A 22,597-nucleotide genomic window follows, 5' to 3' on the forward strand; every position below is an offset into this window, starting at 1 on the left:
CTTCAGGTTCTTTCTGTCCTCTACGTTCTCGTGTAAAAGATTAATTTAACTTAAATACTAAATACATAGACCGTGATTGGCTTGGAGCCACATCATAACTGATCATTACTACAGTGTACCACAATTAAGTTGTTGGATAAAATCAATTCACTAAAACTTGTGAGCGTGTAAATTTTCATCATATTACATACATGAGTATCTTAAATTTCTCGGCTCTTGCTCAGAAAAAAGAGACGAATAACGCGTTAACGTCATTCGTCTCTTCTGATATACGTATAATGCCGGACGGATCCGAAGCTTAGATGATCTTAACGGGAGATGATGTGGATCGGGTGACCCATAACCAATTCCGCAGCTTCCATCACGATTTCGCCCAAAGTTGGGTGAGCGTGAATTGTGAGAGCCAGATCTTCCAAAGTAGCGCCCATCTCAATTGCCAAACCAAGCTCAGCAATCAGGTTGGAAGCTTCCAGACCTACGATTTGGCAACCCAATACAAGGCCGCTTTCTTCGTCAGCTACGATTTTCACGAAGCCTTCAGCGTGGTTCAAAGATACAGCACGGCCGTTACCCGCATAAGGGAACTTGCCAGCTTTTACTTTGTAACCTTTTTCTTTAGCTTCTTTCTCAGTGTAACCTACGCTGGAACACTCTGGATCTGTGAACACAACAGCTGGCATACATTTGTAGTCAACTACAGATGGTTGTCCTGCGATTGCTTCAGCAGCCACTTTACCTTCATAAGAAGCTTTGTGTGCCAGAGCCAGACCAGATACGATGTCACCGATAGCGAAGATGTGAGGAATGCTAGTACGACCTTGGTGGTCAACTTTGACAAATCCACGCTCGTCAACGTCAACACCAATCATGTCGAGACCAAGTTCTCCATCTGTGTTTGGACGACGTCCAACAGTTACCAGCAGGTAATCTGCAGTTACTTCTTTGGACTCACCATTTACAGAGTACTTAACAGTTACATCTTTATCCGTTTGCTCAGCACTTTCAGCTTTTGCACCCGTTACGATTTCGATGCCTGTTTTCTTCATGTTTTTAGCCACAAGGCTAGTCATGTCTTTATCGAAACCTGGCAGTACTGTATCCAAACCCTCGATGATTGTTACTTTCGCACCGAATTTGGAGTACATTTGACCAAGCTCAGCACCGATATATCCGCCACCGATAACGATCATGCTTTTTGGTACTTCAGGCAAGTTCAGAGCTTCTGTCGAAGACAGAATACGTCCGCCAAATGGGAAAGGTTTCAGTTCGATTGGACGGGAACCTGTTGCAATAATTGCATTTTTAAATTTGTAACGCGGAGACTCGTGGTCATTGAATACACGAGCTTCGTTTTCGTTGATGAACATGCACTCACCGTTGAAAACTTCAACTTTGTTGCCTTTGAGTAAACCAGCTACGCCGCCAGTCATTTTCTTAACAACACCGTTTTTGAACTCTTGAGTTTTGCTGAAGTCCACTTTTACGTTCTCAGCAGAGATACCAAAAGCTTCACCGTGAAGTGCAGACTCATATTGGTGTGCAGCAGAGATCAGGGCTTTGGATGGAATACATCCACGGTTCAAACAAACACCGCCCAGTTCGGATTTGTCTACGATCAATACGCTTTGGCCCAGTTGAGCAGCGCGGATGGCAGCTACATAGCCGCCAGGACCCGCACCAATTACTAATGTGTCGATATTGAGAGAAGCGTCGCCTACTACCATATCTTACACCTCCATAACAAGCAGCTCAGGGTTAGCGAGCAGCTGTTTAATATAATTCATAAAGTTTTGTGCTGTTGCGCCATCGATGATACGGTGGTCAAAGCTCAGGGAAAGAGCCATTACAGGTGCTGCAACTACTTCGCCGTTTTTGATCACTGCTTTTTCGCTGATGCGTCCTGTTCCGAGAATAGCAACTTCAGGGAAGTTGATGATTGGAGTGAAGAACATACCGCCAGCAGAACCAATGTTACTGATGGAGATTGTGCTTCCTCTCATTTCATTCGCGCTCAATTTGCCCTCACGACCACGAGCAGCCAAATCACGGATAGAATCAGCAATCATCCAGATGGATTTACGATCAGCATCTTTGATAACAGGAACGATCAAGCCGTTGTCTGTATCTGTAGCGATACCGATGTTGTAGTATTTTTTGTAAACAATTTCGTTAGCTTCTTCATCAATCATAGCGTTCAGAGCCGGGAATTGGCGGGAAGCCGCAACCAGTGCTTTAACGATGAATGGCAGATAAGTAACTTTTGTTCCTTTTTTCTCTGCAATTGGTTTCATGCGAGTACGGAAAGCAACCAATTCAGTTACGTCCACTTCGTCCATGATTGTAACGTGAGGTGCTGTGTAAGCCGATTTAACCATTGCATTAGAGATCGCTTTACGGATACCTTTGAATGGTACGCGCTCTTCTTCAAGGTGTTGATCAGCTGCAGCCGCTGCTGGTGCTGCGGATTTTTTCTCTTCTTGAGCCGGAGCTTCGGAAGATGCCGCTGCGGAAGAACCGCCACCGTTTTTGAAGGATTCAACATCTTCTTTGGTTACTTTACCGTTGTTGCCAGTGCCGTTAACCTGAGCGATGTCTACACCTTGTTCGCGAGCAAATTTACGCACGCTTGGTGTTGCCAGAACGTCTTTGGCAGGTACTGCCGGAACGCTGTTGTTGCCGCCTTCTTTAGCTGCATCCGAGCTGGAAGCTGCTGCAGAAGAACCGCTTGTGTCAGCTCCGCCTTGAGCTGCATCTTTCTCTTGCTCGCCTTGATCGCCAGCAGGAGCGTCGTCTTGCTCAGGAAGTTCGCCTTCTGCATCGATGATCGCTACAACTTCACCAACGTGGCAGACTTGACCGTCTTTAGCGAATACTTCTGTAACTGTTCCGTTAACCGGACAAGGTACTTCTACAACCACTTTGTCGTTCTGTACTTCCATGATGATGTCGTCGTCAGTTACTTTGTCACCGACTTTGATGTGCATCTTGATGATTTCGCCTTCGTGCAGGCCTTCGCCCAATTCAGGGAATTTATATTCAAATTTAGCCAACTGAAAAACCTCCTTGATTATGTGCTCAATCCTGAAAACAACCCTTAACTCCAAGAAACAACTGTTACTGCTAATGCAAATAACTGTTACTCAAGGGGCTAATGGCTGTTTACAGTGCAGCTTGCGCTGCGGTGTGAATCACCATACTGCGCCTTGCGGCATGTCAGATGATTAAATTAGAAATTTACGACTTTGTTAACCGCAGCAACGATACGCGCCGGGTTAGGCAGCCATGTATCTTCGATTTGTGCAAATGGATATACAGTGTCCGGACCAGCTACACGCAGAACCGGTGCTTCCAAGTGCAGGATTGCTTTTTCATTGATTTGGGCAATGACTTCAGCTGCAACACCTGCGCTCTTTTGAGCTTCCTGTACAACAATTGCACGGTTTGTTTTCTTAACAGAAGCAACGATAGTATCGATGTCGATCGGGCTAACCGTACGAAGGTCGATAACTTCAACTTTGATTCCTTGTTTTTCGAGTTCATCTGCTGCTTTCACAGAAGTGTGAACCATCATACCGTAAGTAATGATTGTTACATCAGAACCTTCACGAACAACGTTCGCTTTACCCAACTCAACAACGTAATCTTCTTCAGGCACTTCTGCACGGAAAGCATGGTACAGGTTCAAGTGCTCCATGAAGAATACAGGGTCGTTATCGCGAATAGAAGCGATCATCAGACCTTTTGCATCGTATGGGTTAGAAGGAACAACGACTTTGATACCTGGTGTTTGCGTGAGCAGACCTTCCAGGGAATCTGTATGCAATTCTGCCGCTTTTACACCGCCACCGAATGGTGTACGGAATACGATTGGAGAATTGTATTTTCCACCGGAGCGGAAACGCATACGAGCAGCTTGCACTACCATTTGGTCAAGCGCTTCGAAGATAAAACCAACGAATTGGATCTCAGCAACCGGACGGAAGCCTTGAACACCCAGACCTACAGCCAGACCACCAATAGCGGACTCAGCCAGTGGTGTATCAAATACACGCTCTTCGCCAAACTCTTTTTGCAGACCTTCCGTTACACGGAAAACGCCGCCTACATTACCTACGTCTTCACCGAAAAGCAGAACGTTAGGATCACGTTTCAACTCCACGCGAAGCGCATCACGGATTGCTTCTTTCATGTTCATTTGTGCCATTTGCTTCATTTCCTCCTTAAACATTGACAGTTCACATTTGAATTCGTACATGTATACCGGGACATTAAAGTCGCGGATGTTTATGCTTTATCGGAAAAAACTTATTGGAAATCAGCTTTTTGCTCTTCCAAGTGCTTAGGCGTTTGTTCGAACATGCTGTCGATCAAGCCTGAAATCGTCATTTTCTCGGTTTTTTCCGCTTTTTTGATCTCTTCGTTCACTTTAGCTTTTGCTTCTTCTTTCACACGTGCTGTATCTTCTTCAGTCCAAAGACCTTTTTTCTCCAGATATTTAGCGAAACGTGCGATAGGATCTTTAGCAGACCATTCTGCCTCTTCTTCTTTTGTACGATACTTGGAAGCATCATCCGAAAGGGAGTGAGGACGGAAACGGTAAGTTACTGCTTCGATCAATGTTGCGCCTTCTCCGTTACGTCCACGTTCAGCAGCTTCCTGAACAGCTTTGATAACAGCGAAGATGTCCATACCGTCAACTTTAACACCTTTGATACCTGCTGCTACCGCTTTGTGAGCGATGGACAGAGCTGCTGTTTGTTTAGCAAAAGGAGTTGTGATGGCATAACCATTGTTTTGTACAAAGAAGATAACAGGCAGCTTGTATACACCAGCGTAGTTCAGACCTTCATAGAAGTCACCTTCAGAAGAACCGCCATCACCTGTGTACGTGATAACAACTTGTTTTTGTTTCTTCAATTTGTAACCCATAGCGATACCCATTGCATGCAGAATTTGTGCACCAATGATGATTTGTGGCATCAATACATTAACGCCATCTGGAATTTGTCCACCATGTTGGTGTCCACGGGAGTACAAGAATGCTTGATAAAGAGGAAGTCCATGCCATACGAGTTGCGGAATGTCACGATAGCCAGGACATACAAAGTCTTCTTTTTCAATTGCAAATTCACTACCAACCATTGTAGCTTCTTGACCAGATACTGGAGCATAGAAACCAAGACGACCTTGACGGCCCAGGTTTACTGCACGGTCATCCCAAGTACGGGTAAATACCATGCGGTACATAATTTCTTTTAATTGATCATCGGAAAGTGTAGGCATCATGTCTTTGTTAACAATTTCGCCGTCAGGAGACAGCACGGACAGAGCTTCTACATCCTCTGTATACACTTCATAAGGAACCTTGCTCATTTTTTTCTTCACCTCAACAAAAAATTTGAATATCAAGTTCCGCTGTTATAATATTATTATACACCTGTTTCACTCCATACGTCAAAGAAATCCGTAATTTTTTTATGTTTCCTGCCGGATTGTATGTATAACAGGGGCTTAATATTGGTATAACAGCATAATACATGATTGCGTGTTTGACCTAACCCCGCACAAGGGTAATCTTACCGTATTGCGCGGTCGAATGCAAAAAATTAACCGAGAAAGGTGACGTTTTATGACGGATTCCCGCTATTTGAAACGCACGATTGTGAAGGAAGAGATTGAAAGTCGCTATCTCGGAGAGAAGCGAACGCTCCGTATTTACCTCCCTCCGGGCTATAACGAATTGCTTAGCTACCCTGTCGTATATTGTCAGGATGGCGAAGAATTTTTTAATTTCGGACGAATTGCTACAACAGCTAACCAAATTATTCTGGACGAAGGAGCCGAACCTTTCATTATTGTAGGGGTTCAGGTCGATGTGTCTGTGAGAACGCAGGAATATGCTCCATTTGGTGATCGGTTCAAGGCATATACCGCTTGCTTCGCTGAAGAGATTATTCCCTATATAGAAGAGAAATATCCTGTGCGCCGTTCTCCGCAGGAACGCATTCTTGCCGGAGACTCGCTCGGTGGCAGTGTTTCGCTTCATCTTGCTCTGTTATATCCGGATCTGTTCACACGTGTGATCAGCATGTCTGGCGCCTTCTACTCTGCTTCTCAGGAAATCTATGCCGCAGCTGAAGATCTGTCTTGGCTCTCGATCTGGATGATTGTTGGTTTGCAGGAGACTGATTTTGAGGCAGACACGGGTACGTATGATTTTGTTCAATTAAACCGGGATACTCGAGAATTGCTGGAAAAACGTGGTGCCCTCGTCTCCTACCAGGAGAAAGACGGAAAACACCAATGGGGTTTTTGGCAGAAGGAATTGCCCGAAGCATTACTTTATTTTCTCCAGGAAAGATAACAGGACCACACTAACAGGCGGCTGAAATGCCGCTATTGTTTTCCACCGCAATGATACCGCTTACAATTGTAATCTGAAAAAGAAGCAGGATATCCTGCTTGCTTTAAGTGCTCTAATCCTGCTTCTTTGTCGAATTACAAATTAAGCATGAATTTCGTTTACTTTTTAGGCTAAGGAATGTTCGGCTTCAATCTTTTTCAACAGAACATCGCAGCCTGCGTTAACCAGCTCGTACACCTCTTCAAAATTGCCTGTGTAATATGGGTCAGGTACTTCTCTGAGTTTTTCATCAGGAAGCATGTCCATGAACTTGATGATGTCTGCATCAGCTCCGCCTGGAACATTGCGTACATTATCTGCATTAGAATTATCCATAACCACAATGTAATCAAACTGAGTAAAGTCTTCGCTGGCGAATTGTCTCGCTGCCATGTTGGCATAAGAAATCTGGTACGAATCCAGCAATTTCCGAGTCCCTTCATGTGGAGGTTTACCAACGTGCCAGTCGCCTGTACCCGCTGAGTCCACGCGAATCTGGTGTTCTAGCCCCTTCTCCAGGACTTTGTGACGCAAAACGGCCTCAGCCATTGGTGATCTACATATATTGCCCAGACATACAAACAAAACATTAATCATATTAATCCCCCTTGCTTAACGTACCTTGAAGTACCGACGATGTTGGCTGTGTCACGATGCTCTCCGGCTGATGACTGACGTTCCCGGTCTCAGATGGTACGAGCGAACGACGTGGCAGTTTCCATTTATAATGTACAGAACACATCCGGAAGAACACAACTGCCGCAAAACAAAATAATAATCCAGCATTCGTTGTTAACCAGCCCATACCTATGACAAAACCAGCTGTCATTGCCCATACAGCATAAATTTCGTCACGCAATACAAGCGGTTTACGTCCAGCAAGCACATCACGAATAACGCCCCCACCAATACCGGTCATTACTGCTGCAACGATAACTGCGCTAATGGGATGTCCCATGTTCGCAGCGTACAGCGCCCCTTGAATTGCAAATGCTGCGAGTCCGATTGCATCAAACAACGCCTCTGTTCGCTTCCAGTGACTAATCCACTTGAGAGGTAATATAAACGCAATCGCTACAGATACTAAGGCTAACATAATAAGTGATCCCTGGCTCCACAGTGTCGTTACAGGTATACCTATAAGTACATTCCGGATAATCCCGCCTCCGAATGCCGTGACAAGTCCAAGCACTAGTACACCCAGAATGTCATACTCCTCTTCCATTGCCACGAAAGCGCCGGACATTGCAAATGCGATAGTGCCTATAATGCTGAATACTTCAAAAATGTGTAAGTCCAACCTGTTCAAACCTCACTTTTCAAGTCATCTCCATGTCGCTCTACCCATTGTATCCGCGAGCACTTAAATTGTGCAACCACATTTTGTGGATTATACTGGTTTGGTGAATATATTTGTACAGGTTCCAACATTATATTTGAACAATGAACTATTTTTCTCTGAATTAGGAAGGATGAAATAAAATGACGGTGAAACGGATAGTTATTTTTACAGGCGGAAACTTATCTGTAGAATTACTTCAGGAAATACGAGAAGATGATATGATCATCGCGGCCGATCGCGGTGCATTATTTTTAATTGAACACGGCATTCAGCCTCACATTGCAGTTGGAGACTTCGACTCCATTACTGAAGAGGAACGTATCATTGTAAGCAACAATAGTATTCGGTTCATTACATGTGACCCTGTTCATAAGGATCTTACTGATACAGAAATGGCTTTTGAGACAGCGCTAGATTACGAACCTTCTCACATCTTAATGTTAGGTGCTACAGGTACACGTATGGATCACACTCTCGCTAATGTACATATCATGGTTCGCGCGATGCAACATCATATCTCCTGTGCCATTCAGGACAAGCACAACTACATGACACTGACAACATCCAACGCTGTGGTTGAGCACCGAGACTATAAATATGTTTCTCTGCTGCCCTTGACTCATGAAGTTACAGGAATAACTCTAGATGGTTTTATGTATCCGCTAGATCAAGCCACCATTCGCATGGGACAATCCCTGGGTGTAAGCAACAAGCTCTTAGGTTCCTCCGGTACAGTCACTATTGATAGTGGCTTATTACTGATTATTCAGAGCAAAGATTGAATCTATTCGTATGCTTCATAGTTATTTATTACGTTTTTGTAACCAGTGATTCAATGAAAAAAATAGGTTCACACATAATAAAGACCCTTGATCTTCAAGGGTCTTTGTTGTTTCATCATTATTCTTCATCCGTCAATGATTAATTTTTTGACATTTTTAATCATATTTTAATAAACATACCCAAACCATTGTGGCGCAAGGGATTACACTTCCCTATCCAATTTCTAGGCTGTTACAAAGCTGTTATACTCGCTCTAGCAACTTAACGAAAACGAATTTTGGAGGTACTAACTAACATGAAAACAAACATCTTTGTCCAAAAGGCCGTAACCGTCGGGTTGTGCGCTACACTAGGTTTTGGAGCTGTATTAATGACTAACGCACCTGTTGCACAGGCAGCAACTGCTTCTGTATCCACAGGTCAACAAATTGTTAACTATGGCAAAAAATTCACTGGAACTCCATATAAATTTGGTGCTTCAACATCAACAACCAAAGTTTTTGACTGCTCTTCTTTTATGAAATATATTTTCAAAAAGTATGGTGTAGATTTGCCGCGCACTTCCGTGAAACAATCCAAAGAAGGTAAAGCTGTGTCTAAAGCTAATCTGCGTGTCGGAGATCTGGTATTCTTCTCCAGTGGTAGCCGTTCTACCGGTTCCAATGTTACTCATGTAGGCGTTTATGCGGGAAATGGCAAGATTCTGCATACGTACGGATCTCCAGGCGTAACCCTCTCTGATCTGGACTCTGGTACTTGGAAGAGAACGTATGTTAAAGCTCGTCGTGTACTTTAGATTCACATCATAACTAATGAGTAAGGACCGGGGTTTATTATCCGGTCTTTTATTTTTACCCTCTTTTTGCCACACTTTAAACTGGTGATTCATGGAACTAATTGCGTAATCTAATTTTTATCATGCAACATATAACCGATCCCACGCACAGTATGAATCAGTTTCACACTTCTTCCCTTATCCACCTTAACCCTCAGATGTTTGATATACACATCCACAACGTTGGTATCCATCGCATACTCATATCCCCATACTTCCCGCAAAATATCACTCCGGGTACATGCTTCATTCACATGCAGGGCCAGAAATTCCAGCAATTCGTACTCTTTTGGCGTTAATGTCAGGTATTCCCCCGCACGACTTACCCTTCTTGAACGCAAATTCACTCTAAGATCATGAACTACAATTACTTCTTCGTCCTCTGGTGTTGCATTCGCAAAAACACGCAATAAATTTCGTATTCTGGCAAGCATTACGGTCATGTGGATAGGTTCCTCCATCACGTCATTAGCTCCATAATCCAGCCATTCCACGATGAACTGAGGAGATGCATTTGAAGTAATAACCAGTAGAGGTATAACTTTACCTTTATCAATCCATCGTTTTAACTCTAATTTCTGATCATGGCCACAATGTTCCTTCCCCTCTTCCCGGTCTACCAGGATGATCAGGTTAATATGCAGCAACGAAGGCTCGACGGATTGGTTTAGTTCAGACCACTCCATTCGTTGCACTTCATACCCTTCGCTACATAAAACATCCTGAATAAGGCTGACCCGCTCTCCTGCCCCAATCAGCAAAATGGCTGTTTTCACTCTTTTTCACCCGGCCTGTCTCTATCCCCACTGCTCGCAGCAATGGTTGGTACAGATAGCATGCCGTAAAATGAAAAAGTCCATTCCCTCAAGGGAACAGACTTTGCTTCTTTCTTGCTTTAACCAAAGTAACGATGGACGAGCGTACGTGCTTCAGCTGTGTCTTTTGTTCCGTGTACGAGGACACGTCCATCTTGGAAAATGACCATTCTATGGACTCCTGTTGTAAAAGAAACCAGAAACGGATTGGATTCCACTTTTCCTTCTTGAAGCCTGTTCAGACGATCCGCTGTATGTTGAAGATCCAGATTCATACGCCGTGCAGGTCGGATCTGAACGGTGTCCCTGCCACACAACACATCGGTTTTCTCCAGATTGGACGCAGAAAGATATGGATACGTTGCTGAAGTGCCGCAGGAAGGACAGTCTTGCTTTTTCGCACCATCCACATTAATGGATATGTATTCGTTCCTCCACACGTCAAATGACAATAACTTACGTCTCAATGCATTTGCATTGCCGCTAAGTAACTTCATCGCCTCTGCGGTCTGATTCGCCGTTACCATCTGTACGGCTTGAGGTATGATGCCAGACGTATCACAGGTATCTCCACCCAGAGGGACTTCACCCAGCAAACAATTTAAACATGGCGTATCTCCAGGCATAAATGTATAGGTAATACCGTAACTACCTACGCATCCACCATAAATCCAGGGAATACGGTGCTTCTGTGCCATGTCGTTAATGAGTAGTCGGGTATCAAAGTTATCCGTTGCATCCATGATCAAGTCGGTATGCTGAACGAGTTCTTCCAATTCATCTACTCTGACGTCCAAAACTTTCCCTTCCACATGAACCGTGGAATTAATGGCAGATAAACGTTTTTCCGCCGCCATTGCCTTCGGTATCCGCTCAAGCGCGTCCTGTTCTACATATAATTGCTGCCGCTGCAGGTTACTCCACTCCACATAATCACGATCCACAATCGTTAAGTGTCCGACTCCTGAACGAACTAACGTTTCTGCAATTCCTGTTCCGAGTGCGCCAGCACCTACAATTAAAACTCTGCTGCCCTTTAATCTGGCCTGGCCTTCCTTGCCAAGTGGCGCGTACCGTTCCTGTCTGGAATAACGATCGGCCTGCTCGGAAGATGTTATTTGATCTGTCATGTATGAACCATTCCTTCCACCGGACTACTGGCTGCTGCATAACGCTTTACGGGAATCATGCCTGCCTCATATGCCAATCTACCCGCTTCTACCCCCAATCGCATCGCTTTAGCCATGCTCACTGGATCCCCTGATCCGGATACGGCTGTATTTAACAATACGCCATCGGCACCAAGTTCCATCGCATAAGCAGCATCTTTTGGGGAGCGCAATCCTGCATCCACAATTACAGGTACAACGGCTTGCTCAATGATGATCTCAAGGTTATAGGGATTGATAATGCCTCTGCCCGCTCCGATGGGAGAAGCGCCAGGCATTACAGCATGTACGCCAAGCAATTGTAGCCTTTTGGCCAGAATGACATCATCTGAAATATAAGGCAATACCGTGAAGCCATTTTCAAGCAAAATTTCGCAAGCCTTGTACGTTTCAATTGGATCTGGGAGTAACGTCATTCCATCTCCGATGACTTCAACTTTTATCATATCACAAAGTCCTGAAGCCCGCGCAAGCTCGGCAATCCGCACCGCCTCTTCCGCAGTGGAAGCCCCTGCCGTATTCGGAAGAAGTGTGTATTTGTCCAGATCCAACGTATCCAGGAAATGCTTCTGATTACGTTCCTCCAAATTCAGACGACGAACAGCAAAAGTCAAAACTTCCGTTTCAGATGCTTCCACAGCCTGACTTTGCACTTCCAGATCCGAAAACTTGCCTGTTCCGAGCAACAATCTGGACTCAAACGTATATTTACCAATGTTCAACATCATCAACCGCCTCCTACAAAATGTACAATCTCAATTCGATCGCCTTCTCTTAATGCCGTCGTTTCATGATACTCACGGGTTAAAATATGCTTGTTCAGCTCTACAACTACAGTCTTGACTTGCAGATCAAAAGATTTAAGCAGTTTATCCACACGATTCAATCTGTCTTCAATCTCCATCCGTTGACCATTAACGATGATATTCACTGCACCACTCCCTTTCTGTTCAAACGCTCCGGACTCAGCGCCTCAATTCCGAGTTCTTCTGAGCTTTTGCCAGCGAGCAACTCAGCGATAAGCCTGCCTGTTATCGCACTAAGCAAGATACCGTTGCGGTAATGCCCAAAGGCGGCGAACAGCCCGGGTATACTCTTGCAAGAACCTATATAAGGCAATCCATCTGGAGTTGCCGGTCTTACGCCTGCCCACGCTCGTATAAATTGTGCTTCCTTCATCCCAGGCACCCAGTGGGTAGCCGCTGTTAGCAGCTTTTGAACACCCTGTACAGAAACGTTCAAATCCGTTCTGCCTGGCAGACTGGTTGCCCCAAGCCAAACTTCGCCATTGGCTTTGGGAACAATATAGATATCCTCTGCATACACCGTTCTGTCAGGTCTGTACCCTGCATGTTCATCTGAGAACTGAACGGCGGCTATTTCACCTTTCACCGACCACACAGGCAAGCTCAGATTTACATGTCTCATCAACTCTTCACTCTGTAATCCAGCCGCTATAATGACATGTTTGCATTTCATCTCACCGATCGATGTGGTGATCCCCTGCACGCCGTGTTCGTTTGCTTGCACACGTATATCCTGTATGTCCTCCATAACCCGTGCTCCCAATGCTTGAGCGGATTCGGCGTATGCCTTCGTTAGATGGATTGGGAGAATTTCACTCTCGTAAGGTCTGTAATAGGCTCCATACGTATCTCTGTTGAGCCATGATGCCTCCTGTTGCACAACGGAACGATCCCACCATACCTCATCAGTAGAAGCAGACAACGCAGACTTCCGATTGTCCTTATACCTACTTAATTCACTGTATGAACGAAAAGGAGTTAGGAATCCCTGGCGTTGCAGGCCAGTCTCTACCTCACTGAGTGTAGCCATTAGCACCTGTTGTTCGATAAGTAACTGTCTACTCTGCCTGGCGAGCTTAGCCATCAAAGGATGAGCAAAATCCTCACTATCTGCCGCCAGCATTCCAGCCGCCGCGCAAGAAGTGCCTCCTGCAATCGCCGAACGCTCCAGCAACAGCACATCCTGTCCACGGGAAGCAAGCTCATATGCGATGGCACATCCAACAACGCCTCCGCCTACAATAATCGTTTCTGCATGAATCTTATCCGGTCTATCAGTAATGATCTTTTTCATCCTCTCATCTCCTTGATTCAGCGGCTCAGACCTTCTGTAGCAACGATACCCTGCCTTAATAATGCAGCCGCCCGATCCGGGGAAACGCTCGCCCATACATTCGAGATCACAGCAACTCCCTGTGCGCCTGCAGAGCGAATAGCGTGAATGTTTCCCGGTTTGATGCCCCCAATCCCCATGACAGGAATGGAGACACCAGAGCACACTTCAGCCAGAGCATATAATCCTCTTGGTTCAAGATCAGGCTTACTGTTGGTTGAGTAGACATGCCCGAAGAAAAGGTAATCGGCTCCCCGTTCTTCAGCGATTTTTGCCTCATCGATTGAATGAACAGATACACCCAGACGAATTCGCTGGACATTGCTTATAACAGCAGGGTTGTAGTTACGTATAGCCTCTTGCCCCCAATGTACACCGCCATAGATGTCATTCTGTGGTGGCAGTTCTGAACCATTGATAACGATGCGACAAGATGGAACGCCAACACCACGCAGACTTTCAGCCCAACCGATCTTTTGTTGCCATGAGAGTTGTTTCTCTCGTATATGGATGTAGTCCACCCATGGCCAAACGTCCTTTGCAGCTTTTACAAAAGATGCTTGATTCCCTACACCCGTAGATACAACATGCAGTTCAAATGATCCGTGTACACGTTCATGAGAAATTACCGTACTGTTCATCTCCTTCCAGGCGTGAATGCTATGAAAACACAAAAAAGCCACTCCCGTAGGGGAGTGGCTGCGTGTTAATTATAGGACCAGATGACTGACTGAAGCATACAGTTCATTTCGTGTAATAAAGCTATAGACCTTATAGCCTTAACGTTATACACGCAACTGCATGTTTCAATTCGTTAAGCAGACGGTTGAAATCCTTTCGAATTGCCGTTGCTCACGTCATTCACTGAAACGCGCTCGCCACTTCCCTACGCTGGTATGATCCAGATCAGGTGCAAAGGGTCCGGAATCGCATTCTTCCATCTCAGCCGCATCGTGCGGCCCCCCTAGTGTTCATATGAAGTTGTAGCCTATGTTACCATAGACGGATTTTTTTGTCACCGTCATTTCTGTTAAACATGGTCTTGAATCTTCTAGTTTTTCTCAGACCATTCTTCGACATTCCATGTTTTGGTAACCCAACCCTCGTAGAAATCAGGTTCATGAGATACAAGTAACACCGTTCCCTTGAATTCTTGCAAAGCACGCTGCAACTCCGCTTTGGCTGTGACATCGAGATGGTTTGTCGGCTCATCGAATAAAATCCAGTTGCTTTCACGCATCAAAAGTTTGCATAAACGAACCTTGGCTTGTTCTCCACCACTCAGCATGTTAAGCGGACGGGTAATGTGCTCATTTTTCAACCCACAGCGAGCGAGATGACCCCGGACCTCATTCTGGGTCAAATGTGAAAACTCATTCCAGACGTCCTCGATAGGCGTGATATTTCCAGCACGAACTTCCTGCTCAAAATAGGCCGTTTCGAGATAATCTCCCAAAAAGGTCTTTCCACTGAGTGGAGATATTTTACCCAGAATTGTTTTCAGCAGTGTCGATTTACCCACACCATTACAACCTACGATGGCAATTTTCTCACCACGTTCAATTGTCATCGTCATTTTGGGCAGCAAAGGATACGTATATCCAATTTCAAAATCAATGCCCTCAAAGACCGTTTTGCTGCTCGCGCGGGCATCCTTGAATTTGAACGTTGGTTTAGCTGCTTCATCCGGACGATCAATACGTTCAATTCTGTCCAGCTGTTTCTCCCGGCTCTTCGCTCGACCTGAAGTTGAAGCACGTGCCTTGTTCCGCTGAATGAAATCTTCCTGTTTCTTGATGTACTCTTGCTGCTTCTCGTATGCATCAATATGCTGGGCTTTATTCATATCAGCCATCTCGAGGAACTTGTTATAGTTCGCTGCATATCTCGTTAATTTGGCAAATTCCAAATGATAAATGACATTTACGACTTCATTCATGAATTCCGTGTCATGGGAGATTAAGAGGAACGCGTGCGGGTAGTCCTTCAGGTAACGTGACAACCATTCAATGTGTTCTACATCCAGATAGTTGGTCGGCTCATCCAGCAAAAGCGCTGTAGGTTTCTCGAGCAAAAGCTTGGCAAGAAGCACCTTGGTACGTTGTCCACCACTTAGAGCTGCGACATCTCGATCAAGACCAATTGCGGACAAACCAAGACCATTGGCCATCTCTTCCACTTTTACGTCAATCAGATAAAAGTCGCCCTGTTCCAGTTGTTCCTGAATATCGCCCATCTCTTCCAGCAACTGCTCCAGCTTATCTGGATCTGCATCTGCCATCTGGTCCGTAATATTCATCATTTCTTTTTCCAATTCAAGCAACGGAAGGAATGCATCCTTAAGGACGTCACGAATGGTTTTGCCTGGCGTAAGCTTCGTGTGCTGATCCAGATATCCATAACGGACCTTAGGTGTCCATTCCACTTTTCCACTATCTTTAAGCAATTTACCGGTAAGGATGTTCATTAATGTTGATTTACCCACACCATTGGCACCAACAAGTCCTACGCGCTCTCCGGCAAGTAAACGAAACGATACATTTTTAAATAACGTGCGATCTCCAAAATTGTGACTTACGTTCTCTACTGACAATAAACTCATAAGATGAGGTTGCTCCTATCTATTAGACATTACTTTTGTTATTGTTCCGAAACCCTATTCTAGCACAGGTCCCGTCTTTTCTGAAAGTAATGTAAACAGTTCAGGAACCTCTTACATGATTTTGTCATGCAGGCTACCCTAACGATTAGAGCATTTATATTCGAAATAGCCTTGTGCAGCTGCTTGTCTTGCGTCTGTAAACACTTCTTCAGCACGGTAACCATTACCACATGTGGAGGGATAGTAGTACTTGATACCTGTTAAAGGATCTACCCCACCTACGATGGCCGTTTTCTTCACAAGTCTGCCTCCACCAATTGCGTAATTGTTGATCTTCTGGTCACCCACACCTATACCTTGGACAAAGGCCATAATGCCTGTATCGTTAATGGAGTTGTACCAATCCTCCTGCGCAATCAGGGGCATCGTAAACGTATAGGAAATACCGTTCTTTCTGGCAAACTCATTATGGCGGTTAATCACATCAGCCAGATCATCCTGAACAGTAGTCACAATCCGGCTTTGTCTAACTTGCTCAAATACGCTGGTATTCTGAAGTAAAGGAATCTGTGTGGTTGAAGCCAGTTCTTTTTGGAATCCCTCAATCCATTTCCCTGCGCTTGCGTCATAGGCATATACGTAGTCGTCCAGTGTAAAGTTAATACTGTTACCATCAGAATCTGAATATGTATAAGGTTTCTTGGGACTCCACACTTGCCTGAAAGAATCTTCACGGTGACCCGTCATCTCTGTTTCTGTGGACAACATATAATATCCATCATAATCCAGAATAACCACGGCAGGAATGTAATTAAACATGTTTCGAATAGCTGCGGGATCATCCCGAATCCCCATATTCAAAGCCATCGTCTGCGTAAATGTCAACAAGGCAAGCTCCTTGTCCGCTTTAACAAACTTGGTTGAATCATAACCTGCTTCATCATTTTGTTTCTCATTCTGATGCATGACTGCACCTGCATCCATGACTGCAGTTTGAAGTGCAGATCTGTATCGTTGGCCAAGATATTGAGCCTCTTCGGCATCTTGGGTATGGAGTGAGATGATCCAGAAGAGCGGGAAGAAGATCAGCACAAATACAATGGATAGCTCAGTAATCTTCATTGAGGACCATACCTCCGTATGTTACAAATACTGCTGAAGCCTGAGCCGTGCCACTCAACCATTCACGAATGAGCATGGAAGGTGTACGATTTGTATTCTGGAGCGTCACGGTGAAAAAATCCCCTGTCGTCATCGTATATCTTCGGCCAGGATCATCAACCGGTATCACCCCTGAGGATGGGAATAGTCTTTCTCGAATCTGAGCTGCATAATATCCATCCTGCACTACCTCATAGGTCCCGTTAAAACTGTTATTGTCCATCGGGTCCGTATAATGAGGTACATATTTTTTATGTAAATGTTCCATCGACACCTCATACAGATTGCCCGTCTGTGCCAGTTGCTCCTCAAACTCAGCCAACATTCGAGGTGAAATATATCCTTTCGTTCGGACAGCATCAACAAAACGTGTTACATTCTGAACAGCCGTCATACGTGTTATATCATCCTGCCGATCAGCTGTTTCAGCAGCTGGATACACATAGAGCAGAAGGACTGCGAGCAATACGGCAAGCAGCTTGGATGCGGCATTAATCAATTCATACTGGCCTCCTTCAAAAAAACAATCTTGAGCAGTTCTCCAGTTTCATTTCGTATAAACTCTGGTCTGTAGGTAGGATCGAGTTGGACAGGAATAGTCGCTGTTTTGCTGACAAGTGGATCGATCACATACGATGTCCCATCTACCTCCACAGGAATGCTAGTGCCTGTCATCTGTCTCACAGTATGCAACACTTCCACACCACTATACTGATACGGATTGGTGGTATGCAGTGTTGTTGCCAGCCGACCTTCCATGCCTGCGGTTGTCTGTACTCTGTCGTTCAAGGCCGCTGATAAAATCTTAACATTCTGTTGCCCGTACAGGCAGGCTGTCACAAATAGGACAACCGCCGTACAAAACAACATGAGATGCTGTGTATTCCGGGACATGTTAAACCAACTCCTGTCAGGATTGCTGGAAGATCAGCCCTCTTACCACATTGGATCGGTCTTTTACGATAATGGCTTTGAATTTACCACTTGGATTGACGTATTGATTGTCTTTTTCACTCATGGTCTGGTTAATAATCCCCACTTTATCGTCAGGTGCAATAACCGAGCCGTAGTCCGCATTATTGAGATCCTGTGAAATGTTTAATTGATTACCGTACCATTGACCCGCTTTATTTTTACCTGTAATGACTTGAATACCGAACTGATCCTTGTCCGCATATTTACGCAGCGCATTCGTTACCTGTGATCCACTGATGGTTGTTCCGTCATACACGGTAAATGCAGCCTGAGACAACTCGGTTTGGATATCAGCAAAATTGTTTTGGGCCGTCTTGGTTGCTTCCTGAGCCGAAATAAACAACAGAACTACAATTGTGATCAGAGCGATCGTCAAGAATATTCCTGCCGCCACCTTTAAAGCGCTTGATGCATTGTTCATGATAAATCCTCCCAAGTTATAAGTTATTAAATTATTTCAGACTGTCACACAGATGAATTGTGCTACAGTTTCTGAATTTGTTCATAATAAATGTTCATTTGCAAGAAGCTCATACCGACCAATGGAATGACCAGATACAAAAAGATTAGGGCATACATAGGAGTAAATCCGATGGTTCTCCCCCATGATGCTTTGACATCAATCATCTTGCTGTACTCTTGCTTTCGTTGTTCAAAATAGAATGCCATCATGCTCTCAAGATCATCGAAGGCTTCACGTATTGAGATTTTGCCAAGGGCAAGCTGCAATTTATCAACCAGTCGCTGGAACTCGGGCAAGCCCGCCTCTTCCTTTAATTGTTCAAGTGCAACCTCTGGACCATGTTCAAAATGCAACAAACATTTTTGCAGCGGACGCTTGAAAATGACGGAAAATCGATTAAGCCATTCCAATATCTCCTCGACTGACATTCGGTCCATCTCACGCAAAATGGATATCACTGTCTGGAATTGATAGATTTCATGTCGCATATCCAACCTTCGCATTTTCCGCTGAAATAACATGAGCCATACAGGCATGTAGTACCCTGCTACACCCATAAGAATGGCTATAACCATTTCCCACCAGCGTACATATTGTTTGTTATACACCTCAAGTTTCTGCATAATGCGCGCGATCGTCTCAGCCTGGGTGTCATGATCCAACTGAATGGGAGATAACTGCTGTAACGCGTTGGAGACTTCTTCGTATGTAGCTCCTCGGTTCATTTCTACACTTGCCAACACGGATTGATCCAACGCTGTTTTTTCCTCAGCTTTCCTGAGATCTGCTTCAGCCATTGCACCAAACATTCGATCATCGCGGATTGGATCATACAAGATGTGGTTACGTTCAACCTGGTGTAACAGCAAGATGCCACCCATTGTAAGGACCAAACAACCTGCGAATAACATCACTCGTCGAATGGCAAGCCATTCGTATTTCAACTCTGAGCTGCTCTCCCTCATGAGCCGTATCGTTTGACTGTACTGTGCACTGCCAGGTTTCGCTGCAAACAACATCGCCAATTTCCGTATGAAGGTCTGCCTGTACAGAAACTGATCCAACCATGAATGCTTATGCCCTGACCGGTAAGGTGTCTCATCGTATTGCTGGAGCCTTTGCAGAAGCAAATAAGCAAGGATGATGATGACATAGATTGATATTTTGGTAATAAAACCAATTTTGCTGCGATAAAATTCATCCATCGTTGGAAAACTGACTCTGGCCCAGCGTTCGATCGGAGCGGTGAATAATACCGGAGCGAGCGCGATGATATTAAGTCCTTTGAGCAGGTAATCCAATTTATCACGCCGCAAAATCTCCAGATGAATCTCCTGAGTCAGGTTACCCAGTCCTTTAAGATAAATAGAGCCTTGTGCTCTGTCCTTATCCCCAAACTCCATGACCATATAGGAAACGCCGGCGAATCCTTTGAGAAAACGGTTGGGAGCCACTTCATAATAACGCTCAAGTGCTTCATTCGGATCTGGAGAAGTTAGAGCTTCGTAGATCAGTCTTACTTGTTCTGCTGCTTCTCCCGTACCTGCTTCAGCGGCTTCATAGAGCGCTTCCTCAACCATGCCATGCTGGTGATACCGATGCCTTACATCTGCAAAGAGATCCAACATCTGCACCAGCAACCTTTTTTCCATACGACTGAGGCACATATCCAATACCAGGCTGTTTAGTACCACAGCACAGAGTACGGAAAGTATTACAAAAGCGATACCCGGCTGCAGAAGAAACAGAATGACACTTATGCCTCCATAACCTCCAAGAATAATCAGAACCACTGTCATCGTCAGCCTGCGAAGTGAAGGCTCATCCCCAACATGGCGGAATGAAATACGTTTCTGCACCTGTAGAATATAAGCTGATAGCAGTGGCACTTTCATTCCAAGACGGTAGGACTGCAACAAGATTGATCCCAGTCCCTTAAATCCCTTCCCGCTAGGAGCAAAAATCACGCCGGATTGACTTGTTGAACCACCTCCTCTATGACGTAACATACTTAAAACCAGAAGTGTGATCAGCAAACCTCCTGCACAAATACTTAATACGAGGAGCAAAATCCATTTAATTGTCATGCTGATCACCCCAGTGTTGCTTCATAAACTGTTCAAACTTCTCGGCATCCTGTAATGTCATCTGTTCTCGCATATCCACCATGCTTCCAGAGGAGATTGGAGCTGTTGCAACATACTCTCCATCTCTGTACTCCACAACATTATGAAATGTAAAACCTGCCCTCTCTTCCACGCTATCACCTTGATTCGCACGAGGAAGACACTCCGTAATTCGTTCGATATATCTTCGTCCCTCAGCATCTTTCTTCATATGAACATCAAAGTTAATTACACTCACAACCTGCTCCTCAGCAATATGCTCATGCTGGAACATACCTGTCTTGAGCAAGGAATTACGGAGGGAGAAGACCAGATCACGAAACGTTTTGGCATGGTGGGTAAACAGGGTGAACAGACTGGCAACCTGAGACATTTGAATCATCCATGCGGCCACCTCATCACTCGCAACTTCACCGAGAATATTGACGGTACCATCCGTTTTTTTCTGCAAATCAAGCCCTTGTTGACCTGAAATGTGTTCAGTCTCTCGGAAACTCAAAATATTACGTCGGCTATAGATCCGTCTTAATTGAAGTTCAAACGCCATCTCCTGCACCCGAAGGGTGTACGATGCATAGATGTGTTTGACCATAGCCATAAGCAGCGTCGTTTTGCCAGAACCCTGTGCTCCGGTTACAGCTGTGATCCGACTTCCTTTCATCAAATATTGAAGCAATATAATTGGCAGATCTGCGTTGTTACCCGTAATCAACTGTTCAAGTGAAGCATTCGGGATATCGAACTTCCTAACGAAGAACGCCCACGATTCTGCGAAAGGAGGTCTAACAACTACGACACGGGAGCCGTCTTTCATCTCGTTCACCTTGTAGCCACTTGCTTCCGACAACTGTCCGGGATAATTGTATTTGTATATATTCTGGCATACCCTTTTCAGTTCACGAATACTGCCGAAGGACAGAAAGGATAGATGAATGGACTTACCTTTATAGAAAATCCAGACACTTTCCATGCCGCTAAGCGGTTCTACATGTGTAGCATCCTCCAGTCCCTGATCCAGCAAATCATTCCATGATGCCGGTTTTCGAAGTCCCATATTATGAACAGCGTCCAGCATACCGCTGACACCACCACTAACGCCGTCAATACGTTGGTCTCTTATCTCATCAACAACCGAAAATCCTTTGTAATGTTGGTAGATACGTTGCACGATGATATCCGTCTTTTCTCTGAATCCAAGCTCTCGATATTCGCACTCGAACACATACTGAATATCCTCCTCAGAGATATAATAACTTCCTCCATCGTCTGTACCTTCCTCCATTCTCAGTCTGCCAAGATCGTAGGTATCAATCATTCGGGAGAGTGCATCCACACCGAATTGCTGTCGGTACAGATAAAACACAATTTCGAATCGGTCCTGAATCGTCAACAAATCTGGTTCTGCAAACAAAATAACTTCATCTACATTGGATTTGTTCAACCCTATGCTTCGGGTCAGGAGATCCCCTATCAGATTTTTGACATACGTTTTGTCGCTGATACTGCCTGAGACACAGCCCTTCAGTGCTTTTCTCATCTCGGCACGTTGATTAATTCTTCGACGATATTCTTCTTCATGCAGACCCGCATCCGCGAGCTGACTATGACTAAGCTCATGAAGTGAGTTCTTCACCTTCTCAATCAACATGTCAATCGTGAAAGATTCCTGTTCAGGAACACGAGCATTCTTTTCACGAAGAAACGTTCTATACTTGAACCAGATATAAGTCAGGCACAGAATCAAAATCAAACTTATCCATATGGTATTCCAGAGCATCGGAGGT

22 protein-coding genes and 1 riboswitch are annotated in these 22,597 nt (G+C 44.8%); of the genes, 3 read left to right on the plus strand and 19 right to left on the minus strand.

From position 1 onward, the window contains the following. Positions 1–308: 308 nt before the first annotated feature. The 4 genes from lpdA to pdhA form a co-directional block, all read right to left on the minus strand. Positions 309–1,724 (minus strand): dihydrolipoyl dehydrogenase, encoded by a 1,416-nt coding sequence (gene lpdA, locus MHB85_RS17590; protein WP_036613658.1) that lies wholly within the window; start codon positions 1,722–1,724, stop codon positions 309–311. Positions 1,725–1,727: 3 nt separating this feature from the next. After that, entirely contained in the window at positions 1,728–3,050 is a 1,323-nt protein-coding gene (locus MHB85_RS17595; protein ID WP_341073323.1) for a dihydrolipoamide acetyltransferase family protein, read from the minus strand. A gap of 176 nt (positions 3,051–3,226) precedes the next feature. After that, positions 3,227–4,204: an alpha-ketoacid dehydrogenase subunit beta gene (locus MHB85_RS17600; protein WP_076210115.1), complete on the minus strand. Its 978-nt coding sequence runs from the start codon at positions 4,202–4,204 to the stop codon at positions 3,227–3,229. Between the two features lie 101 nt (positions 4,205–4,305). Beyond that, positions 4,306–5,373, minus strand: a complete 1,068-nt coding sequence (gene pdhA / locus MHB85_RS17605; protein WP_017688072.1) for a pyruvate dehydrogenase (acetyl-transferring) E1 component subunit alpha — start codon at positions 5,371–5,373, stop codon at positions 4,306–4,308. Between the two features lie 256 nt (positions 5,374–5,629). Here pdhA and MHB85_RS17610 point away from each other — a divergent pair, with 256 nt between their 5' ends. Further along, a complete protein-coding gene (locus MHB85_RS17610; RefSeq protein WP_091020737.1) occupies positions 5,630–6,364 on the plus strand; it encodes an alpha/beta hydrolase in 735 nt (244 codons plus the stop codon). Between the two features lie 165 nt (positions 6,365–6,529). On the opposite strand, the gene MHB85_RS17615 is transcribed toward MHB85_RS17610, so the two are convergent. Next, positions 6,530–7,000 (minus strand): low molecular weight protein-tyrosine-phosphatase, encoded by a 471-nt coding sequence (locus tag MHB85_RS17615; protein WP_222215630.1) that lies wholly within the window; start codon positions 6,998–7,000, stop codon positions 6,530–6,532. A gap of 1 nt (position 7,001) precedes the next feature. Then, on the minus strand, positions 7,002–7,703 hold the full coding sequence (locus MHB85_RS17620) for a trimeric intracellular cation channel family protein (protein WP_091020735.1): 702 nt from the start codon (positions 7,701–7,703) through the stop codon (positions 7,002–7,004). A gap of 182 nt (positions 7,704–7,885) precedes the next feature. Between MHB85_RS17620 and MHB85_RS17625 the strand changes: the two genes are divergently transcribed. Together MHB85_RS17625 and MHB85_RS17630 are read left to right on the plus strand one after the other, a co-directional pair. Beyond that, the gene (locus MHB85_RS17625) at positions 7,886–8,527 is read left to right on the plus strand and encodes a thiamine diphosphokinase (RefSeq protein WP_091020734.1); all 642 of its coding nucleotides are present in this window, start codon (positions 7,886–7,888) and stop codon (positions 8,525–8,527) included. Positions 8,528–8,823: 296 nt separating this feature from the next. Further along, positions 8,824–9,324 (plus strand): C40 family peptidase, encoded by a 501-nt coding sequence (locus MHB85_RS17630; RefSeq protein ID WP_253509110.1) that lies wholly within the window; start codon positions 8,824–8,826, stop codon positions 9,322–9,324. A 110-nt stretch (positions 9,325–9,434) separates the two neighbouring features. Here MHB85_RS17630 and MHB85_RS17635 read toward each other — a convergent pair whose 3' ends face one another. The 13 genes from MHB85_RS17635 to MHB85_RS17695 form a co-directional block, all read right to left on the minus strand. Beyond that, entirely contained in the window at positions 9,435–10,139 is a 705-nt protein-coding gene (locus MHB85_RS17635) for a response regulator transcription factor (protein ID WP_341073325.1), read from the minus strand. Between the two features lie 119 nt (positions 10,140–10,258). Continuing rightward, positions 10,259–11,308: a ThiF family adenylyltransferase gene (locus MHB85_RS17640; RefSeq protein WP_341073327.1), complete on the minus strand. Its 1,050-nt coding sequence runs from the start codon at positions 11,306–11,308 to the stop codon at positions 10,259–10,261. After that, positions 11,305–12,072 (minus strand): thiazole synthase, encoded by a 768-nt coding sequence (locus MHB85_RS17645; RefSeq protein ID WP_105599172.1) that lies wholly within the window; start codon positions 12,070–12,072, stop codon positions 11,305–11,307. The genes MHB85_RS17640 and MHB85_RS17645 overlap by 4 nt, the downstream gene beginning before the upstream one ends. 2 nt (positions 12,073–12,074) lie before the next feature. Next, positions 12,075–12,278, minus strand: a complete 204-nt coding sequence (gene thiS / locus MHB85_RS17650) for a sulfur carrier protein ThiS (protein ID WP_091020730.1) — start codon at positions 12,276–12,278, stop codon at positions 12,075–12,077. Continuing rightward, positions 12,275–13,447, minus strand: coding sequence for a glycine oxidase ThiO (gene thiO, locus MHB85_RS17655; RefSeq protein ID WP_341073328.1), 1,173 nt, complete (start codon positions 13,445–13,447; stop codon positions 12,275–12,277). The genes thiS and thiO overlap by 4 nt, the downstream gene beginning before the upstream one ends. Before the next feature lie 17 nt (positions 13,448–13,464). Further along, a complete protein-coding gene (locus MHB85_RS17660) occupies positions 13,465–14,160 on the minus strand; it encodes a thiamine phosphate synthase (RefSeq protein ID WP_105599113.1) in 696 nt (231 codons plus the stop codon). A 192-nt stretch (positions 14,161–14,352) separates the two neighbouring features. Continuing rightward, positions 14,353–14,462, minus strand: a riboswitch (TPP riboswitch). A gap of 75 nt (positions 14,463–14,537) precedes the next feature. Further along, positions 14,538–16,088, minus strand: coding sequence for an ABC-F family ATP-binding cassette domain-containing protein (locus MHB85_RS17665; protein ID WP_036613631.1), 1,551 nt, complete (start codon positions 16,086–16,088; stop codon positions 14,538–14,540). A gap of 138 nt (positions 16,089–16,226) precedes the next feature. Continuing rightward, complete coding sequence (locus MHB85_RS17670; protein ID WP_341073329.1) at positions 16,227–17,210, minus strand: hypothetical protein; 984 nt, start codon at positions 17,208–17,210, stop codon at positions 16,227–16,229. Next, positions 17,197–17,748 carry a hypothetical protein gene (locus MHB85_RS17675; RefSeq protein ID WP_091020726.1) on the minus strand — a complete coding sequence of 184 codons (552 nt, stop codon included), beginning with the start codon at positions 17,746–17,748 and terminating at the stop codon, positions 17,197–17,199. The genes MHB85_RS17670 and MHB85_RS17675 overlap by 14 nt, the downstream gene beginning before the upstream one ends. Then, positions 17,745–18,143: a hypothetical protein gene (locus MHB85_RS17680; protein WP_341073330.1), complete on the minus strand. Its 399-nt coding sequence runs from the start codon at positions 18,141–18,143 to the stop codon at positions 17,745–17,747. The genes MHB85_RS17675 and MHB85_RS17680 overlap by 4 nt, the downstream gene beginning before the upstream one ends. Before the next feature lie 16 nt (positions 18,144–18,159). Next, positions 18,160–18,645 (minus strand): hypothetical protein, encoded by a 486-nt coding sequence (locus MHB85_RS17685; RefSeq protein ID WP_062834890.1) that lies wholly within the window; start codon positions 18,643–18,645, stop codon positions 18,160–18,162. 62 nt (positions 18,646–18,707) lie between these two features. After that, a complete protein-coding gene (locus tag MHB85_RS17690; RefSeq protein WP_222215633.1) occupies positions 18,708–20,774 on the minus strand; it encodes a hypothetical protein in 2,067 nt (688 codons plus the stop codon). Further along, positions 20,764–22,590 (minus strand): ATPase, T2SS/T4P/T4SS family, encoded by a 1,827-nt coding sequence (locus tag MHB85_RS17695; RefSeq protein WP_341073331.1) that lies wholly within the window; start codon positions 22,588–22,590, stop codon positions 20,764–20,766. The genes MHB85_RS17690 and MHB85_RS17695 overlap by 11 nt, the downstream gene beginning before the upstream one ends. Between the last annotated feature and the right edge of the window lie 7 nt (positions 22,591–22,597).

This window comes from Paenibacillus sp. FSL K6-4396, assembly GCF_038002525.1.
GTDB classification, from domain to species: domain Bacteria; phylum Bacillota; class Bacilli; order Paenibacillales; family Paenibacillaceae; genus Paenibacillus; species Paenibacillus amylolyticus_B.

What these genes read in the sequence shown, in the direction of transcription:
- lpdA (WP_036613658.1), bottom strand. Translation starts at nt 1,724, where the DNA reads ATGGTAGTAGGCGACGCTTCTCTCAATATCGACACATTAGTAATTGGT.
- MHB85_RS17600 (WP_076210115.1), bottom strand. Translation starts at nt 4,204, where the DNA reads ATGGCACAAATGAACATGAAAGAAGCAATCCGTGATGCGCTTCGCGTG.
- pdhA (WP_017688072.1), bottom strand. Translation starts at nt 5,373, where the DNA reads ATGAGCAAGGTTCCTTATGAAGTGTATACAGAGGATGTAGAAGCTCTG.
- MHB85_RS17610 (WP_091020737.1), top strand. Translation starts at nt 5,630, where the DNA reads ATGACGGATTCCCGCTATTTGAAACGCACGATTGTGAAGGAAGAGATT.
- MHB85_RS17615 (WP_222215630.1), bottom strand. Translation starts at nt 7,000, where the DNA reads ATGATTAATGTTTTGTTTGTATGTCTGGGCAATATATGTAGATCACCA.
- MHB85_RS17625 (WP_091020734.1), top strand. Translation starts at nt 7,886, where the DNA reads ATGACGGTGAAACGGATAGTTATTTTTACAGGCGGAAACTTATCTGTA.
- MHB85_RS17630 (WP_253509110.1), top strand. Translation starts at nt 8,824, where the DNA reads ATGAAAACAAACATCTTTGTCCAAAAGGCCGTAACCGTCGGGTTGTGC.
- MHB85_RS17640 (WP_341073327.1), bottom strand. Translation starts at nt 11,308, where the DNA reads ATGACAGATCAAATAACATCTTCCGAGCAGGCCGATCGTTATTCCAGA.
- MHB85_RS17645 (WP_105599172.1), bottom strand. Translation starts at nt 12,072, where the DNA reads ATGTTGAACATTGGTAAATATACGTTTGAGTCCAGATTGTTGCTCGGA.
- thiO (WP_341073328.1), bottom strand. Translation starts at nt 13,447, where the DNA reads ATGAAAAAGATCATTACTGATAGACCGGATAAGATTCATGCAGAAACG.
- MHB85_RS17665 (WP_036613631.1), bottom strand. Translation starts at nt 16,088, where the DNA reads ATGAGTTTATTGTCAGTAGAGAACGTAAGTCACAATTTTGGAGATCGC.
- MHB85_RS17670 (WP_341073329.1), bottom strand. Translation starts at nt 17,210, where the DNA reads ATGAAGATTACTGAGCTATCCATTGTATTTGTGCTGATCTTCTTCCCG.
- MHB85_RS17680 (WP_341073330.1), bottom strand. Translation starts at nt 18,143, where the DNA reads ATGTCCCGGAATACACAGCATCTCATGTTGTTTTGTACGGCGGTTGTC.
- MHB85_RS17685 (WP_062834890.1), bottom strand. Translation starts at nt 18,645, where the DNA reads ATGAACAATGCATCAAGCGCTTTAAAGGTGGCGGCAGGAATATTCTTG.
- MHB85_RS17690 (WP_222215633.1), bottom strand. Translation starts at nt 20,774, where the DNA reads ATGACAATTAAATGGATTTTGCTCCTCGTATTAAGTATTTGTGCAGGA.
- MHB85_RS17695 (WP_341073331.1), bottom strand. Translation starts at nt 22,590, where the DNA reads ATGCTCTGGAATACCATATGGATAAGTTTGATTTTGATTCTGTGCCTG.